Origin of the sequence: Aureimonas sp. OT7 (assembly GCF_014844055.1) — a bacterium.
GTDB lineage: Bacteria > Pseudomonadota > Alphaproteobacteria > Rhizobiales > Rhizobiaceae > Aureimonas > Aureimonas altamirensis_A.
On record NZ_CP062167.1, the window covers coordinates 3,815,001 to 3,830,516 of the forward strand.

Annotated in this window: 13 protein-coding genes (1 of these 13 cut by a window edge); 2 read left to right on the forward strand and 11 right to left on the reverse strand. The window is 65.3% G+C overall.

What is annotated here, in order from left to right:
* Positions 1-201, forward strand: the end of a protein-coding gene (locus tag IGS74_RS18270; RefSeq protein WP_192388061.1) for a M23 family metallopeptidase. The gene continues 1,740 nt to the left of window position 1, outside the view; only the last 201 of its 1,941 coding nucleotides appear in the window; the start codon falls outside the window, past its left edge; the stop codon is at positions 199-201.
* 15 nt (positions 202-216) lie between these two features.
* Here the strand turns inward: IGS74_RS18270 and mgrA are convergent, their stop codons facing one another.
* The 5 genes from mgrA to IGS74_RS18295 form a co-directional block, all read right to left on the reverse strand.
* Positions 217-1,254 (reverse strand): L-glyceraldehyde 3-phosphate reductase, encoded by a 1,038-nt coding sequence (gene mgrA, locus IGS74_RS18275; RefSeq protein WP_192388063.1) that lies wholly within the window; start codon positions 1,252-1,254, stop codon positions 217-219.
* A gap of 67 nt (positions 1,255-1,321) precedes the next feature.
* Positions 1,322-2,278 (reverse strand): extensin family protein, encoded by a 957-nt coding sequence (locus tag IGS74_RS18280; protein WP_192388065.1) that lies wholly within the window; start codon positions 2,276-2,278, stop codon positions 1,322-1,324.
* Between the two features lies 1 nt (position 2,279).
* Entirely contained in the window at positions 2,280-3,608 is a 1,329-nt protein-coding gene (locus IGS74_RS18285; RefSeq protein WP_192388067.1) for a L,D-transpeptidase, read from the reverse strand.
* Between the two features lie 120 nt (positions 3,609-3,728).
* On the reverse strand, positions 3,729-4,142 hold the full coding sequence (locus tag IGS74_RS18290) for a translation initiation factor 2 (RefSeq protein ID WP_192388069.1): 414 nt from the start codon (positions 4,140-4,142) through the stop codon (positions 3,729-3,731).
* 27 nt (positions 4,143-4,169) lie between these two features.
* Positions 4,170-5,006, reverse strand: a complete 837-nt coding sequence (locus IGS74_RS18295) for an aldo/keto reductase (RefSeq protein WP_192388071.1) — start codon at positions 5,004-5,006, stop codon at positions 4,170-4,172.
* Between the two features lie 107 nt (positions 5,007-5,113).
* On the opposite strand from IGS74_RS18295, the gene IGS74_RS18300 reads away from it, so the two are divergent.
* Positions 5,114-5,500 (forward strand): PRC-barrel domain-containing protein, encoded by a 387-nt coding sequence (locus IGS74_RS18300; RefSeq protein WP_192388073.1) that lies wholly within the window; start codon positions 5,114-5,116, stop codon positions 5,498-5,500.
* A 53-nt stretch (positions 5,501-5,553) separates the two neighbouring features.
* Here IGS74_RS18300 and clpB read toward each other — a convergent pair whose 3' ends face one another.
* The 6 genes from clpB to IGS74_RS18330 form a co-directional block, all read right to left on the reverse strand.
* The gene (clpB, locus tag IGS74_RS18305) at positions 5,554-8,175 is read right to left on the reverse strand and encodes an ATP-dependent chaperone ClpB (protein WP_192388075.1); all 2,622 of its coding nucleotides are present in this window, start codon (positions 8,173-8,175) and stop codon (positions 5,554-5,556) included.
* Between the two features lie 199 nt (positions 8,176-8,374).
* Entirely contained in the window at positions 8,375-9,508 is a 1,134-nt protein-coding gene (locus IGS74_RS18310) for a DUF4167 domain-containing protein (RefSeq protein WP_192388077.1), read from the reverse strand.
* Between the two features lie 388 nt (positions 9,509-9,896).
* Positions 9,897-10,766, reverse strand: a complete 870-nt coding sequence (gene prmC / locus IGS74_RS18315) for a peptide chain release factor N(5)-glutamine methyltransferase (RefSeq protein ID WP_192388079.1) — start codon at positions 10,764-10,766, stop codon at positions 9,897-9,899.
* The gene (gene prfA / locus IGS74_RS18320) at positions 10,759-11,838 is read right to left on the reverse strand and encodes a peptide chain release factor 1 (protein ID WP_039196192.1); all 1,080 of its coding nucleotides are present in this window, start codon (positions 11,836-11,838) and stop codon (positions 10,759-10,761) included. The genes prmC and prfA overlap by 8 nt, the downstream gene beginning before the upstream one ends.
* A gap of 49 nt (positions 11,839-11,887) precedes the next feature.
* Complete coding sequence (gene ptsP, locus IGS74_RS18325) at positions 11,888-14,167, reverse strand: phosphoenolpyruvate--protein phosphotransferase (RefSeq protein ID WP_192388081.1); 2,280 nt, start codon at positions 14,165-14,167, stop codon at positions 11,888-11,890.
* Positions 14,168-14,235: 68 nt separating this feature from the next.
* On the reverse strand, positions 14,236-15,495 hold the full coding sequence (locus IGS74_RS18330) for an aspartate kinase (RefSeq protein WP_039196196.1): 1,260 nt from the start codon (positions 15,493-15,495) through the stop codon (positions 14,236-14,238).
* Positions 15,496-15,516: the final 21 nt, after the last annotated feature.

A 15,516-nucleotide genomic window follows, 5' to 3' on the forward strand; every position in this document is an offset into this window, starting at 1 on the left:
GGATCGACGGGCCTGTCCACCGGCAATCACCTGCATTACGAGGTATCGGTCAACGGACAGCGCGTCGATCCGATGCGTATCCGCCTTCCGGCGAGCCGCGCCCTGAAAGGCGAGCAGATGGACGCCTTCCAGGAGGAACGCGCCCGCATCGACACGCTGATCGAGGAAGGCGCGGCCGACATGCGGGTTGCCGGCCGCTAAAAGACGGTTGCCGTCTCAGGCAGCCGGCTTGATGCGGGAGTGGCTGCGCCACAGATCGATCCCGCCCTCCGTTGCATGGGAATCGATCGACCTCAACTCGTCGTCGGAGAACTGCAGATTGTTCAACGCATCCAAGGAATTATCGAGCTGCTCGACATTGCGGGCGCCGATCAGTGCCGAGGTGACGGCCGGATTGCGTAGAACCCAGGCGATGGCCATCTGCGCCAGGCTCTGGCCGCGCGCCTTGGCGATACCGTTCAGCGCCGATATCCGCTCGATATTCTCCGGTGTGATCAGCTCCGGCGAAAACGAAACGCTGCGCGTGGCGCGCGAGCCTTCGGGCACGCCGTTCAAATATTTGGTCGTGAGCAGCCCCTGCGCGAGCGGCGAGAAGGCGATGCAGCCGAGGCCGAGTTCGGCCAGCGTATCCAGAAGGCCGTCCTCTACCCATCGGTTCAGCATGGAATAGGACGGCTGGTGAATGACGAAGGGCGTACCCTGCGCCTTGAGAATGCGATACGCCTCGCGCGTCAGCTCCGGCGAATAAGAAGAGACGCCGACATACAACGCTTTGCCCGAGCGGACCGCCTGATCCAGCGCGCCCATGCTTTCTTCCAGCGGCGTGTCGGGATCCGGTCGGTGGTGGTAGAAGATGTCCACATAGTCCAGCCCCATGCGCTTGAGGCTCTGGTCCAGGCTGGCCAGGATGTACTTGCGCGAGCCGAGATTGCCGTAAGGGCCCGGCCACATGAGGTAGCCCGCCTTGGTGGACACGATCAGTTCGTCGCGGTAGGGGCAAAAATCCAAGTCCAGCCACCGGCCGAACTGTTCCTCGGACGATCCGGGGGGCGGGCCGTAATTATTGGCGAGGTCGAAATGCGTGACGCCCCTGTCGAAGGCACGGCGCAATACCGCGCGCCCCGTTTCAAAGCTGTCGACGCCCCCGAAATTCTGCCAGAGCCCAAGCGAGATCGCCGGCAGTTGCAGCCCTGAGCGGCCCGTGCGCCTGTAGGGCATGCCGTCGTAGCGGTTTGCCGCGGCATCGTATGGCATCTGTCGTCCCTCCCGGAAAACTTGAAGTCTGTCGCCTTGTAACTGCAGGCAGACGCAGCCTCAAGTTTCAACGGCAGTAGGTGGAGCCATTGTTGCGTGCAGCGATATCCAGGTGGAAATGCGTATCGTGATCTGCGTCGGTGCCGGGTCCGAGGACGGTCCGAAACGGACCGCAGGCCGCGCGCCTCGAGTCCGCCAGGAACCGATCGTCCGCAGACGCCGGCTCCTGCCGCTCGACGATGATGCTCTTGCCCGACTTGAAACCGAAGGATGCGATGTCGATGGCACTGCCGCGCGAATGCTCCGAAATGCGGCTTTCGCTGGCCCGTTCCCGGCACATATAGGTCGATGCCTGCGTAATGGACGCCAGTTTTTCGTCGGGCAGCGCCTTCCTGGCGGCTTCGACCACGCCTTCCGCAACCCAGATATCCAGCGCCAAGGCCGTGCGGCACAGCATCTGCGTGTCGGGTGAGACCGTCATGCCGGTACTGAGCGACTGGATGGTGACCGGGCGCAGCACACCGCAATCGCCATCGGCAATCGAATCTCCGATGGAAAATTCGACGCCGCGCTTCTTCAACTCGCCCTCGCACGTCTCCGCATCCAGCAGTGCTTCCGCCGCCTCGACCGATTCTTCCGGCGTCACGGCTGCTTCCGGGGTCGTCGGGGCGGACGGCTCCGGCTGCGTGCGTGCCTTCTCGGGCGGGACATAGGCGGGGCTTGGCCGGGCGGGGCCCTGCGGATCGGGTTGTGCAACCTCGGGCGCATCGGCCGACGGCGGCTCCGGCTCGGGCTGCCGGTCCGCATCGGCGGGCTCCGGTTGCTCCCCGGGCTTCGCCTCGGGAACGGGGATGGTCTCCTCCGGAATATCCTGCCCTTCGGGGCTGGGTAGCGATGGTACGGCGGTTTCACCACCGGGGACCGGCGTCGGAACGGGAGGGCTTTGCTGCGCCCCGGCAACGGCGCAGCCGATGCCGTAGGCGATGATGCAAGAGGCGAAGACGACCGGCCGGATGGGGATCATGTCAGTCGTGAAACTCTACGGTTACGCCCGGTTTCACCAGCTTTGCCAATTCCTGGGCGTCCCAGTTGGTGAGGCGGATGCAGCCATGGCTGTTCGTCTTGCCGATCTGCGACGGCTCCGGCGTTCCGTGGATGCCGTAGGTCGGCTTGGACAAGGCGATCCAGACAGAGCCGACCGGGCCGTTCGGCCCGGGCGGGATCGTCAGGACGCCGGTGTTGTTGCCCTGCTGGAAATTGATCTTCGGATTGTACGTGTAGTTGGGGTTCAGCGCGATGCGCGCCACGGTGTGCGTTCCGGTGGGCGATGGGGTCGCGGAAGAGCCGATCGTCGCAGGATAGGCGACGACCAGCCGGCCGTATTCGTCATAGGCGCGCACCTGTTCGCGGCCCTTGTCGGCCACCACGCGGGCCACCGGCGTCTTGACGTTGGAGCCGGTATCCATGACCCGCAGGACCGTGCCGGGGCGGGTGAAATCGGCGCCCGGGTTGATCTCCTTGAGATAGGCCTCGTCCATGTGGAACCGTTCGGCCAGCATTTCCGAGACGCGCTCGTAGGACATCGCCGGCAGCGTTGCCTTTTCGGCATAGTCCGAAGGGATCGACGCGACGAAAGGCCCGGAAACGTCCTCATTGGTGATTTCATACTCCACGACCGCCGGGCCGCCCGTCGCATACAGTTCTTCCAGCAGCGCCTGCGGGCTCGTCGCGTCCAGGAGGCGACCCGTCATTTCATGATAGGCGGCGACGGCCTTGTTGACGTTGGACCCCATGCGTCCGTCGATGACGCCGGGAGATACGCCCGCGCGATCGAGGATCACCTGCAGCGCGGCGACTTCGGCCTTGGCGTTGCGCCCGGTCGGGCCGGCGACCGCCGGTGCGGGATTGGTCTCGATCATCGGCTGGCCGGGCGCCGGCATGGCCTGCTGCGCCGGGTTGACCGAGCCCGTATAGGTGTTGTCCACCGGCGGAATACCGGCGCGCTGCGAAGCGCCGGCCGGCGGCATGGGCATGGAATCCGACGGTCCGGTTCCATAATTACCGTACGGATCGTATCGCTCGGCCGGTCCTTCCAGGATCGCCCCAGGAGGTGGCGCTCGCCGGGCCGGCTCCTCGATCGAGACGACGCGGCCATAGGGGTCCACCGTTACGATGCGTCCGTCCTCGTCGATGAAGCGCCTGACGTCTCCCATATCCTGGTTATCGTAGTAGGGATCGTGCGCGGCATATGGATCGCGCCCGTAATCATAGCCGTACTGCGCCTGCGCGGAGGTCGCGGCCAGCGGCAACATCGCCAGGAACGCGAATGTCCAGCGAGAACGCAACGCCATCATCTTCAATCCTTTCCAGCCGAAAAGTTCGACCAGAGGTTCCACCGTCCCAAGCGAACGTATCCAACCGTCATTCTATCGCAAGATATGGTTACCGAATGGCAAATACCGAGCACCGCCATCTCAGGATCCCCGCCGCGCCGGCCCCTGCTCCGCCCGTCGCAGACGGAAGCGGACGGGATTGGGTTCATGATCGTAGATTGCACCGGAATAGACATCGACGCCGGCGCCCACGACGCCGACCCCTGTCATGACGTTGCGTGCCGCCCCGGTGGCTCCGGCGAGGCTGACCTTGGACCGCACCTCGACCGTCTGGCTGGCATAGCCCGGCTTCTCCGCGGTGACGGTGAAATCCTCGGCGCGTGGCGCACGGATCTTGCAGGGACCGCGGCAGACCCTGCCATAGCTGGTGCGCACCAGCGCGTCCGCCGGCTCGACTTCGATGGTCACGTCGTCGCTCGTCCCGCGCGCGATGGTACCGCAGGCCGTCAGCGTGGATAGAGTCAGGCATAGAAGCGCAATCGCTCGCAGGGTCATCGAAACCTCGTCCAGGACCGATACAGGTCAGATTATAGACAACGGAACCTTGCCTGACGGCGGCGGGAATGCGGCGTCCAGCACCGCCATATCCTCGGAATCCAGATAAAGATGCAGCGCGGCGGCATTCTGCCGCACATGCTCCGGCGTGCCGGCTTTCGGAATGGCGATGACGTTTCCATCGCGGATGGCAAAGGCCAGCGCCACCTGCGCCGGGCTGACCCCATGCCGCTCTCCAACCCGGACAAGCGCCCGATGACGCAGCAAATGGCCGCCCTGCCCCACGGGCGAGTAGGCCATGACCGGCATTCCCTCGCGCCGCATCCAGGGCAGAAGGTCGAATTCGGTTCCGCGTTCCTCGGGATTGTAGAGGATCTGGTTGGTTGCGCAGGCGCGTCCGCCCGGCGTGTCCATCAGCTCCTGCATATCGTCCGTATCGAAATTCGATACGCCCCACATCAGAATCTTGCCGTCGTCGCGCAGGCGACCCAGCGCATCGACCGTTTCCGCCAGGGGAAAGCCGCCGCGCCAGTGCAGCAGATAGAGATCGACCCGGTCCGTGCGCAGCCGTTTCAGGCTCGCCTCCAGCGCGCGGATGGTGCCAGGAGAGGACGCATGTGAAGGAGCGACCTTCGAGACGACGAAGAGTTCGTCTCGGCGCCCCTCCATGGCTTCGCCCACCAGTTCCTCCGAAGCGCCGCCGCCATAGATTTCGGCCGTATCCACCAGAGTCAGGCCGAGATCGAAACCGACGCGCAGCGCCTCGATCTCCTCGCTGCGCGGTTGACGACCTTCGGCCATCATCCAGGTGCCCTGCCCGATGGCCGGAACGCCGTCGCCATCGGCGAAGTCTATTATCCGCATCTGCTTTCCAGCCTTTCAATCCTGCTTTCGACACCACGGGGCCGGAACGAGCGCGCGGCTTGCGTCGTTCCAGAAGCGGACCAAGGACGAAAAAGGGAGGTATCTCCATGTCCTCGACTTATGAAGTAAGCCCGAACGGTGACGTGCAGGTTGGTGCCGACGCCATCGAAGCAAGCCGGGTCAACGGCACGAAGGTGTACAACACCGAAGGCGACAGCCTGGGGCACATCTACGATCTTGTGATCGGCAAGCGCGACGGCAAGGTCAAATACGCGATCATGTCGTTCGGCGGCTTCCTCGGGATCGGGGAAGAGTATCATCCGCTGCCCTGGGAAGTGTTGAAATACGACGAGCGGCAAGGCGGCTACGTGGTCGGCCTGACGCGCGAACAGTTGGAAGGCGCACCGCATTATTCCGAACGCGACCGGCCCGACTGGGTGGATCCGGCCTATGGGCGGCGGATCAACGATTATTACGGTATCGGCTATTACTGACCGAAGCCGGATGCTCAAACGATAGGGGCGGCCGCAAGGCCGCCCCTTTTGCGTCATGCGGCGAAGCGGTCGCCTTGTGTCTCGGCCTTGGAGCCGACCACATAGAACTGCAACCTGTCGTTGCCGGCCGAAATCTTGACGCTGTCTTCGTCCTTGATCTCGCCGAGCAGGATGCGTTCGGCAAGGGGGTCCTGCACTTCGCGCTGGATCACCCTCTTCAGCGGCCGCGCACCGTAGGCCGGGTCGTAGCCCTTGTCCGCCAGCCAGTCGCGTGCCGACGGCTCGAGCTCCAGCGTGATCTTGCGCTCCTGCAACAGCTTTTCCAGCCGCTGCATCTGGATATCGACAATCGCGCCCATCTCGGAGCGATGCAGCCGATGGAACAGGATCGTCTCGTCGACGCGGTTCAGGAATTCCGGACGGAAACTGGCCCGCACCACATCCATCACCTGCGCACGCACCGTTTCGACATCCTCGTCGTCCTTGAGCGCCACGAGATATTCCGCACCGAGGTTGGACGTCATGACGATCAGCGTGTTGCGGAAATCCACCGTACGGCCCTGCCCGTCTGTCAGCCGGCCATCATCGAGAACCTGCAGCAGCACGTTGAACACATCCGGGTGCGCCTTCTCGATCTCGTCGAACAAGATCACCTGGTAGGGCCGGCGCCGCACCGCCTCGGTCAGCACGCCGCCCTCCTCGTAGCCGACATAGCCGGGAGGCGCGCCGATCAGCCGGGCCACGGAATGCTTCTCCATGAACTCGGACATGTCGATGCGCACCATCGCGGTTTCCTCGTCGAAGAGGAAACCGGCCAACGCCTTGGTCAGCTCGGTCTTGCCGACACCCGTGGGGCCGAGGAAGATGAACGAGCCGATAGGCCGGTTCGGATCCTGCAGGCCGGCGCGCGCGCGCCGCACGGCACGGGAAACGGCCTGCACCGCCTCGCCCTGCCCCACGACACGCTGGGAGAGGACATCCTCCATCCGCAGCAGCTTGTCGCGCTCGCCCTCCATCATCCGGTCCACGGGGATGCCCGTCCAGCGGGAAACGACCTGCGCGACATGGTCCGCCGTCACGGTTTCCTCGACCATCGAGCCGGCCTGAGACTGGTCCGCCGTCTCGGCCTCCTTCAACTGGCGCTCGAGGTCCGGAATCTGGCCATAGGCCAACTCCCCGGCGCGCTGGAACTCGCCATTGCGCTGGGCGATGGCAAGCGCGTTGCGCGCTTCGTCCAACTGACGCTTGAGCTCCGCCGCGTGGCCGAGCTTCGATTTTTCGGCCTGCCAGGTTGCGGTCAACGCGTCGGACTGCTCCTCCAGGTCGGCCAACTCCGCCTCAAGACGCTCCAGCCGGCTGCGGGCGCCATCGTCCTTTTCCTTTTTCAGGGCCTCGCGTTCGATCTTCAACTGCACGACGCGGCGGTCGATCTCGTCGAGGGCCTCGGGCTTGGAATCGACGGCCATGCGCAACCGCGCCGCACCCTCGTCGACAAGGTCGATCGCCTTGTCGGGCAGGAAGCGGTCGGTGATATAGCGGTTGGAAAGCTGCGCCGCCGCCACGAGCGCAGAGTCCGATATACGCACCTTGTGATGCTGCTCGTACTTCTCCTTCAGCCCCCGCAGGATCGAGATCGTGTCCTCGACCGTCGGCTCGTCGACGAAGACAGGCTGGAAGCGACGGGCAAGCGCCGGGTCCTTCTCGACATGCTTGCGGTATTCATCCAGCGTCGTCGCGCCGACGCAATGCAGTTCGCCGCGGGCCAGGGCAGGCTTCAATAGGTTGGACGCATCCATGGCGCCGTCCGCCTTGCCGGCGCCGACCAGGGTGTGCATCTCGTCGATGAACAGGATGATGTTGCCGTCGGCGGATTGCACTTCCGACAGGACGGACTTCAACCGCTCCTCGAATTCACCGCGATACTTCGCGCCGGCAATCAGCGCTCCCATATCAAGAGCCATAAGCTGCTTGTCGCGTAGCGATTCCGGCACATCGCCGTTGACGAGGCGCAGGGCCAGCCCTTCGGCGATGGCCGTCTTGCCGACGCCGGGCTCGCCGATGAGGACAGGGTTGTTCTTCGTGCGGCGCGACAGAACCTGGATCGTGCGGCGAATTTCGTCGTCGCGGCCGATCACCGGGTCCAGCCGGCCTTCGCGGGCATCCTTGGTCAGGTCGCGCGCATAGCGCTTCAACGCATCATAGCCTTGCTCGGCGGATGCGCTGTCGGCGGTGCGGCCCTTGCGAATCTCGTTGATGGCGGCGTTGAGGGCATTGGCCGTCACGCCGGCATTTGCCAGGATTTCGGATGTCTTGGCGCTTTTCTCCATGGCGAGGGCAAGCAGCAGCCGCTCCACCGTCACGAAGCTGTCGCCGGCCTTCTTGGCGATCTCCTCCGCCGTGGCGAACACCTTCGCCGTCTGCGGCGCAAGATAGATCTGCCCCGCCCCGCCCGTTACGCGGGGGATGGCGTCGACGGCGGCGTCCACCGCCAGCCTTACATCCCGCGACCGTCCACCCGCGCGTTCGATCAGGCCCGTGGCCATCCCTTCGGGATCGTCCACCAGAACCTTCAACAGATGTTCGGGAAGGAATTGCTGATTGTCGCGCGTGAGCGCCAGGGTCTGCGCGGCTTGAACGAAGCCCCGCGCACGCTCCGTATATTTTTCGATATTCATCCGGTCATCTCCTTTACGGCGACGGCCCGATCTTCGGCATCCATCGCCACACCGTGGAGTCGGTCCCCTTCAGGCGAACCGCTGCACTGGATATGGGATGGGTCGAGCCTGCCGAAAAGATGCCCCGGCAAAAGTTTGGATGCAAAGAAAAAGGGCCGGCGAAGCCGGCCCCAGTACCGTCACGTGCAGTGAACGGCGTTCAGTTGTCCGAACCGACAAGGAAGGCCGGCAGACGGCTCTCTTCGGATACGTCGTCGTCCGACTTCTTGCGGCGGGCGCGCGTGGCCGGCTTGCGCTTGGGCGCTTCCGAACCGGCGTCCTCGCCCTCCACCTTGGCGGCGGCGCGGGGACGCCGGCGCGGGGCCGGCTTCGCATCGGCATCGGCCGCATCGATGGCATCGGCGCTTGACGTGGCGGGGGATTCCCCGGCCGCGGGGGCGGGAACCTCGGCATTCACCGGTGCATCGACACCGGCTGTCGCCTCGTCGTCATCACGGCGCGGGCGACCGCGCCGGCGGCCCTGCTCCGCCTTCACCTCGACGGACGGCGTCGTCGCCGCGTCGTCGGCGAATGCAGGAGAATCGATCTCCGGCTGCGGAGCGCCTACGGCGCCTACATCCTGGCCGTCGCCGACCTGTCCATCGCCACGCTCGCGGTTGAAACGCTCGCGGCGCTCGGCGAAGCGGGTACGCCGATCATCCCGGTCACGGCGGAAACTACCGTCGTTGCGGTTGTTGTTGTCGGTGCGGTTGCCGTTCTGGCGGTTCTGGCCGTCGTCGCCCTCGGCGACAGCCTCCGATGGATAGCCTTCGCCATTGCCCTGCCGGTCGCGGAAATTGTTGCGGCGGTCGCGGTCGCGGTTGCCGTCGTGGCGCGGATTATCCGACCGGCCGCCATCATGGCGGTTCTGGCCGTTGTTCTGGCGCTCGCCCCCATTGTGCTGGCGATCGCCGTTGAAGCCGTTATGCTGCTGGCCATTGTTCTGCTGGCCATTGTTCTGCTGGCCGTTCGGGGCGCTGCCCTCTGCCGGCAGATCGTCGCCCTCGTCCTCGTCGCCATCATAGTCCCGCTCGGCGGACTGGAGTTGGAAACTCCCCTGCGCGGCGGCAACGATGCGCCCATAATGCTCGGCGTGCTGAAGATAGTTTTCCGCCATCACGCGGTCGCCGGAGGCCGTCGCATCGCGCGCCAGCGTCGTGTATTTTTCGGCGATGTGCTGGGCCGTCCCGCGAATTTTCACGTCCGGTCCATTGGATTCGTAGCTGCGTGCCAGCGGATTTGGGCCCTTGCGCCCACGTCCACGCATACGCTTGTTCTGCTGTTGTGGCCTCATGCTTTTCCTGTCTTTGGATCACACGGTCCGTTTCGGCCACGCCTGAAAATCGCGCTGCCTGTTCGTCCGGTCTGGCCCCATCTTTTCGGGCGGCACAGGCCGCCACGCATGAAAATCAGCGTTTGAGCATTTGCGGCAGAATCCGCGTCAGCGAATGCGCCGCCCATGCTCGCCATGTTTCGTGTTGGTCGTGTCCCGCGAGTGTTCACCGACACCTGGACGGATCGGAGCCTTTTCGGGGGACTTTCGGCTTAACCGCCTCTAACGAAGCGTTGCGCCAGCCCTGCCGAATATCCGTCTCTGGAGTTAGTCCTAGTGGCTCCGAAGCGCGCTCACAAGGGGTTTGTTGGTCGGTTTCCCATTTAATTGTGCATTGTGTCCGTATTTGTCATCCGGCGGCGCGCCGGAACAGGAGCGCTCGCTCATGCCCGCCGAGGTCCGCCCTCGATGAGACGAAAGCAAGGCCCGCGCGCTGCATCAGGCAGCGGACGTCGTCGCCCTGGCCGGCGCCCACCTCCAGCAGCATGTCGCCGCCTTGCCGCAAGACGTCCGCCGCGCCTGCTGCCAGGGCGCGATAGGCATCGAGCCCATCCGCCCCGCCATCCAGCGCGCGTCGAGGATCGTGACAGCGAACGCCGACATCCAGCCCGTCGATCTCGTCGGACGGTATATAGGGTGGGTTGGAGACGATGGCGTCCAGCGGCTCCGCGATCGACCCGAGATAGTTCGATACGAGCGGGCGGATGCGGGAGGAGACGCCGGCATGCCGGGCATTCTCCATGGCCGTGTCCAGGGCGCCCTGCGCTATGTCGACGGCAATGCACTCGGCGAACGGAAACTCCGACAGGAGCGACACCGCGATGGCGCCGGTGCCGGTTCCGATATCGGCAAACAGAAACGGCGTCTGTCGCCCGAACCGCCCCGATAGCGCCTCGATGGCCAGATCGACCAGCGTCTCGGTGTCCGGCCGCGGCTCCAGCGTATCGGCCGACAGCGTGAACTCATGGGCGTAGAACGGGCGATACCCCAGGATGCGGTAGACCGGTTCCCCCGCCATCCGCCGCAGCAGCCTTTGCCAAAACGGTTCCACCGGCCGCGATGGAGGCTGCCCGGAGCGCAGGTGAAGATCCGTCGAGGTCAGGCCCAGGCTGTCCATCATCAGGATGCGGGCATCCGCCGCCGCGCTGTCGATACCCGCCGCGGCCAGCTCGGCCCGCGCCTCTGCCAGGAGCTCGCCTATGGTGGGCGCCTCAGGCATCGACACCCATGGACGCCAGTTGCGCCGCCTGATGATCGGCGATCAACGCGTCGACCAGTTCATCCATCTCGCCTTCGATGACGCGGTCGAGCTTGTAGAGCGTAAGGTTGATGCGGTGATCGGTCACACGGCCCTGCGGGAAATTGTAGGTGCGGATGCGCTCCGAGCGGTCTCCCGAGCCCACCTGCGAGCGGCGCGCCTCGGATCGTTCGCTTTCCACCCGCTGCCGCTCCATGTCGAAAAGCCGCGCGCGCAGAACCTGCATCGCCCGCGCCCGGTTCTGGTGCTGCGACTTCTCGGACGAAGTGACGACGATGCCGGTGGGCAGGTGGGTGATGCGCACGGCCGAATCCGTGGTGTTGACATGCTGGCCGCCGGCTCCGGACGCGCGCATCGTATCGATGCGGATATCCTCGGCGCGGATCTCTATGTCCACATCCTCGGCCACCGGCAGCACGGCCACCGTTGCCGCCGACGTGTGGATGCGCCCGGAGGATTCCGTCGCCGGTACGCGCTGCACCCGGTGCACCCCCGATTCGAATTTCAGCCGCGAGAAGACCCCCTTGCCGCGCACCTCGGCGATCACTTCCCGATAGCCGCCGACCTCGCCGTCCGAGGCATCGAGGATCTCGACCTTCCAGCCACGCAACTCGGCATAGCGCTGGTACATGCGGAACAGGTCGCCGGCAAAGAGGGCGGCCTCCGAGCCGCCGGTGCCGGCCCGGATTTCCAGGATCGCGCCTTTCTCGTCGGCGGCGTCCTTGGGCAGAAGCAGGATCAGGATATCGTCCGACAGCGTCTCGATGCGGTCGGCCAGTTCGTCCATCTCCGCCGCTGCCAGATCGCGCATGTCGCGGTCGGCACTCGGGTCGTCCAGAAGGCCCTTGAGGTCGGCGCGCTCGCGCGTGGCGGCGTGATAGGCGCGGATGGCCGCGACGACGTCCTCGAGCCCCGAATATTCCGCGGCCAGGCGTGCATAGACCTCGTGCTCCGGTCCCTTGGCCATCTCGGCCTCCAGGTGCTCGGAGCGCTTTAGGATTTCGTTCATGGTGTCGGCAGGCAAGATCGCCATGGTATTCCTGAATTGATGCGCCCGGCTGTCGGCGCCTGGAGCGCCAGGCCTAGAGCGGGATGGAGTTGCGGGCGGCGTAGTCCCGCAGGAATTCTCGAAGCCGGCCCTGCCGGAACCTGTTCTCCAGGAAGGCGTCGAGCTCACGCGACAGGTCCCCGGCATCCAGCTCCAGCAGCATCGCCTTCACCGGCCCGATCGAGGACGTGGTCATGGATATGGATTTGAAGCCCAGCGCAATCAATGCCATGGCCGACAATGGCTGTCCGGCCATCTCGCCGCACAGCGTCACCGATACGTCGTTGCGCTCGCCCGCGCGCAGGATCTCTCGCAGCGCCTTCAGGAAGGGAGGGGACAGGTCGTCAAAGCGCCCGGCAATCTGTGCATTGCCGCGATCCACGGCACAGAAGAACTGGAACAGGTCGTTGGAGCCGATGGACACGAAGTCCACCAGCGCCATCAGTTCGTCGAGCTGGTACAGCATCGACGGCACCTCGATCATCGCGCCCAGCTTCAGGCGGCGCGGCATGACATGGCCGAACCGCGTCTGCTGCTTGAACTCCCGGGAGATCAGGTCGCGCGCCTGCTTCAGTTCCTCCATGTCGGTCACCATGGGGAACATGACACGCAGCTCGCGCCCCCCGGCCGCACGCAGCAGGGCGCGGAGCTGGGTGCGCATCAGGCCGGGCTTGTCGAGCGCCAGCCGCAAGGCGCGGTAGCCAAGGGCGGGGTTCTCCTCGGCGGACTGGTGCAGGTAGGGCAGAACCTTGTCGCCACCGACATCCAGTGTACGGAACGTCACCGGCTTGTCGCCCGCCGCGTCCAGGACGGAGGCGTACAGCCGCTCCTGTTCGCTGGTCTTCGGCATTGCCGAAGCGACCATGAACTGCAGTTCCGTCCGAAAGAGACCGACGCCGTCGGCACCGGAATCGGCCAGTTGCGGCAGGTCCACGAGAAGGCCGGCATTGACCAGCAGCCAGATGCGGCGGCCGTCCTTCGTTTCGGACGGCTGGTCACGAAGCTGGCGGTAGCGCTCCTGGCGCAGGGCACGGAATGCCACGCGCTCGGCGTAGACGTCTTCGATGTCGGAGGGCGGGCGCAGGTGTACCACGCCCTTTTCCCCGTCCACGATGATGGCGTCGCCCTTTTCGGCCATGGACACGGCGCCCTTGGCCTGTCCCACGACAGGGATGCCGAGCGCCTTGGCCACGATCACGACGTGGCTCGTCGCCGCGCCTTCTTCCAGCACCAGGCCACGCACCTGCTCGCGGCGGTAATCCAGAAGCTCGGCCGCGCCCATGTTGCGGCAGACGATGATGGCGTCGCCCGCGCCATCCTCGCCGAACGGATCGGCCGCCTGCCCCATCAGCTGGCGCAGCAGGCGGTTGGCCAGATCGTCGAAATCGTGCAGACGCTCGCGCAGATAGGGGTCGGCCATGTGCATCATGCGCGCCCGCATGTCCGACTGCACCTTCTCGACCGAGGCTTCAGCCGTCAGGCCGTTGCGCACCGCCTCCTCCAGCTTGCGCACCCAGCCCCTGTCGTTGGCGAACATCCGGTAGGCTTCGAGCACGGCGCGGTGCTCGCCCTCGGCCGCGATGTCGCGGCGGGACAGCATGTCCTCGATGGAGATGCGCAGCGACGACAGCGCGCCGTCGAGACGCGCCACTTCCCCCTCGACATCCTCGTTGAACAGGTTGGTCACCACGACGCGCGGCTCGTGCAGCACTACGCTGCCGAGGCCGATGCCGTCGGCCAGCGCCGCCCCCTCGATCATGACCGGACGCGACAGGTCCAGCACCACCCCCGGCCGTGACAAGCCTTCCAGGCTGCCGGCGGCCACCATCTCGGCCACCACCATGCCGACGGTCTCGAGCGCTTCGGTCTCTTCGTCGCGGTAGACGCGCTTGGCCTTGTTCTGCACCACCAGCACGCCCAGGATGCGGCCGGCCCGCAGGATGGGCACCCCCAGGAAGGAGTTGTAGATCTCTTCGCCGGTTTCCGGCAGGTAGGTGAAGGCCGGATGCTTCTGGGCATCGTTGAGGTTGAGGGCGCGGGCCGTTGCGGCGATGGTGCCGACCAACCCCTCGCCGAGCCGCAATTGCGCAAGGTGGACCGACCCGGGGTTCAACCCTTCCGTCGCATAGAGCTCGAGCACGCCGTCGGCGCGCAGGATATAGAGGGAGCACACCTCCGCCACCATGTTGGCGGCGATCTGGCGGACGATCTCGTCCAGCCGCGCCTGGGGCTCCAGCGGCTCGGCCATCAGTTCGCGCATGCGGCGCAACAACACCCGCGGCCCGGGGGAATCGCTTCGCGTCAAGGGCGTCATCCGTCCGTCACGTTGGGACATCGCCTGCGGGGCGATGTCGATTCGGGCGTTCGAGATGGCGCCCGTGCTCAGGGACGAGCTTTGTCGAGACCGTAGACCGAATGCAAGGTCCGAACCGCCAGTTCGGAAAACTCGCCGTCGATCAGGATGGAGATCTTGATCTCCGACGTGGTGATGGCGCGGATGTTGATGCCCCGGTTCGCCAGTGCCTTGAAGGCCGTGGCCGCGACGCCCGTATGGCTGCGCATGCCAATGCCGATGACGGACACCTTCGTCAGGCCGCCTTCCGACTGGATGACGTCGAAGCGCATCTCCGACTTGGCGTTCTCGATGATCGACGTCGCCTTGTCGAGGTCGCTGGCGGGCACCGTGAAAGTCATGTCGGTGCGGGTTCCGTCCTCGGAGATATTCTGCACGATCATGTCGACGTTCACGCCGGCATCGGCCAGCGGGCCGAAGATGGCGGCGGCGATTCCGGGCCTGTCCTCGACGCGGCGAAGCGATATCTGCGCCTCGTCCTTGGCGTAGGCGATGCCGGTGACGACCTGCTGTTCCACGATTTCATCCTCGTCGCAAATGAGGGTACCCGGCGGGTTGTCGAAATCGCCCATGCCGGGCGCATCCGGATCCTCGAAAGAAGAACGCACGAACGTGCGCACCTTGTGAACCATCGCCAGTTCGACGGAGCGAACCTGCAGCACCTTGGCGCCCAGCGACGCCATTTCCAGCATTTCCTCGAAGGAGATGCGGTCCATGCGGCGGGCCTTGGGCTCGATGCGCGGATCCGTCGTGTAGACGCCGTCGACATCCGTATAGATGTCGCAGCGGTCGGCCTTCAGCGCAGCCGCGACGGCGACGGCGCTGGTGTCCGATCCGCCGCGCCCGAGCGTGGCGATCCGCCTGTCGGGCGCGATGCCCTGGAAGCCGGCGATCACCGCCACCTGCCCTTCGGCGAAACGGCGGGTGATATCGGAGCCGTCGATGTCCTCGATACGGGCCGCACCATGGGCGGTGTCGGTCGATATGGGAATCTGCCACCCCATCCAGGAGCGGGCATTGACGCCCATCGACTGCAGGACGATGGCCAGGAGGCCGGCCGTTACCTGCTCTCCTGATGCGACGACGGTATCGTACTCGCGTGCGTCATGGATCGGCGATGCCTCCCGGCACCATCCGACCAGCTCATTGGTCTTGCCCGACATGGCGGAGACGACCACCGCGACCTCGTGACCGGCATCGACCTCGCGTTTGACGTGGCGGGCCACGTTGCGGATACGGTCGACATCGGCCACCGAAGTGCCGCCGAATTTGAGGACGAGACGCGCCATGGGACAAGAAGCTTGATGTTG

Coding starts and splice junctions, on each gene's coding strand:
- IGS74_RS18310 (WP_192388077.1), bottom strand. CDS start 9,508: ATGAGGCCACAACAGCAGAACAAGCGTATGCGTGGACGTGGGCGCAAG.
- IGS74_RS18290 (WP_192388069.1), bottom strand. CDS start 4,142: ATGACCCTGCGAGCGATTGCGCTTCTATGCCTGACTCTATCCACGCTG.
- prfA (WP_039196192.1), bottom strand. CDS start 11,838: ATGGCGATCTTGCCTGCCGACACCATGAACGAAATCCTAAAGCGCTCC.
- IGS74_RS18300 (WP_192388073.1), top strand. CDS start 5,114: ATGTCCTCGACTTATGAAGTAAGCCCGAACGGTGACGTGCAGGTTGGT.
- ptsP (WP_192388081.1), bottom strand. CDS start 14,167: ATGACGCCCTTGACGCGAAGCGATTCCCCCGGGCCGCGGGTGTTGTTG.
- IGS74_RS18285 (WP_192388067.1), bottom strand. CDS start 3,608: ATGATGGCGTTGCGTTCTCGCTGGACATTCGCGTTCCTGGCGATGTTG.
- prmC (WP_192388079.1), bottom strand. CDS start 10,766: ATGCCTGAGGCGCCCACCATAGGCGAGCTCCTGGCAGAGGCGCGGGCC.
- IGS74_RS18295 (WP_192388071.1), bottom strand. CDS start 5,006: ATGCGGATAATAGACTTCGCCGATGGCGACGGCGTTCCGGCCATCGGG.
- mgrA (WP_192388063.1), bottom strand. CDS start 1,254: ATGCCATACGATGCCGCGGCAAACCGCTACGACGGCATGCCCTACAGG.
- IGS74_RS18280 (WP_192388065.1), bottom strand. CDS start 2,278: ATGATCCCCATCCGGCCGGTCGTCTTCGCCTCTTGCATCATCGCCTAC.
- clpB (WP_192388075.1), bottom strand. CDS start 8,175: ATGAATATCGAAAAATATACGGAGCGTGCGCGGGGCTTCGTTCAAGCC.
- IGS74_RS18330 (WP_039196196.1), bottom strand. CDS start 15,495: ATGGCGCGTCTCGTCCTCAAATTCGGCGGCACTTCGGTGGCCGATGTC.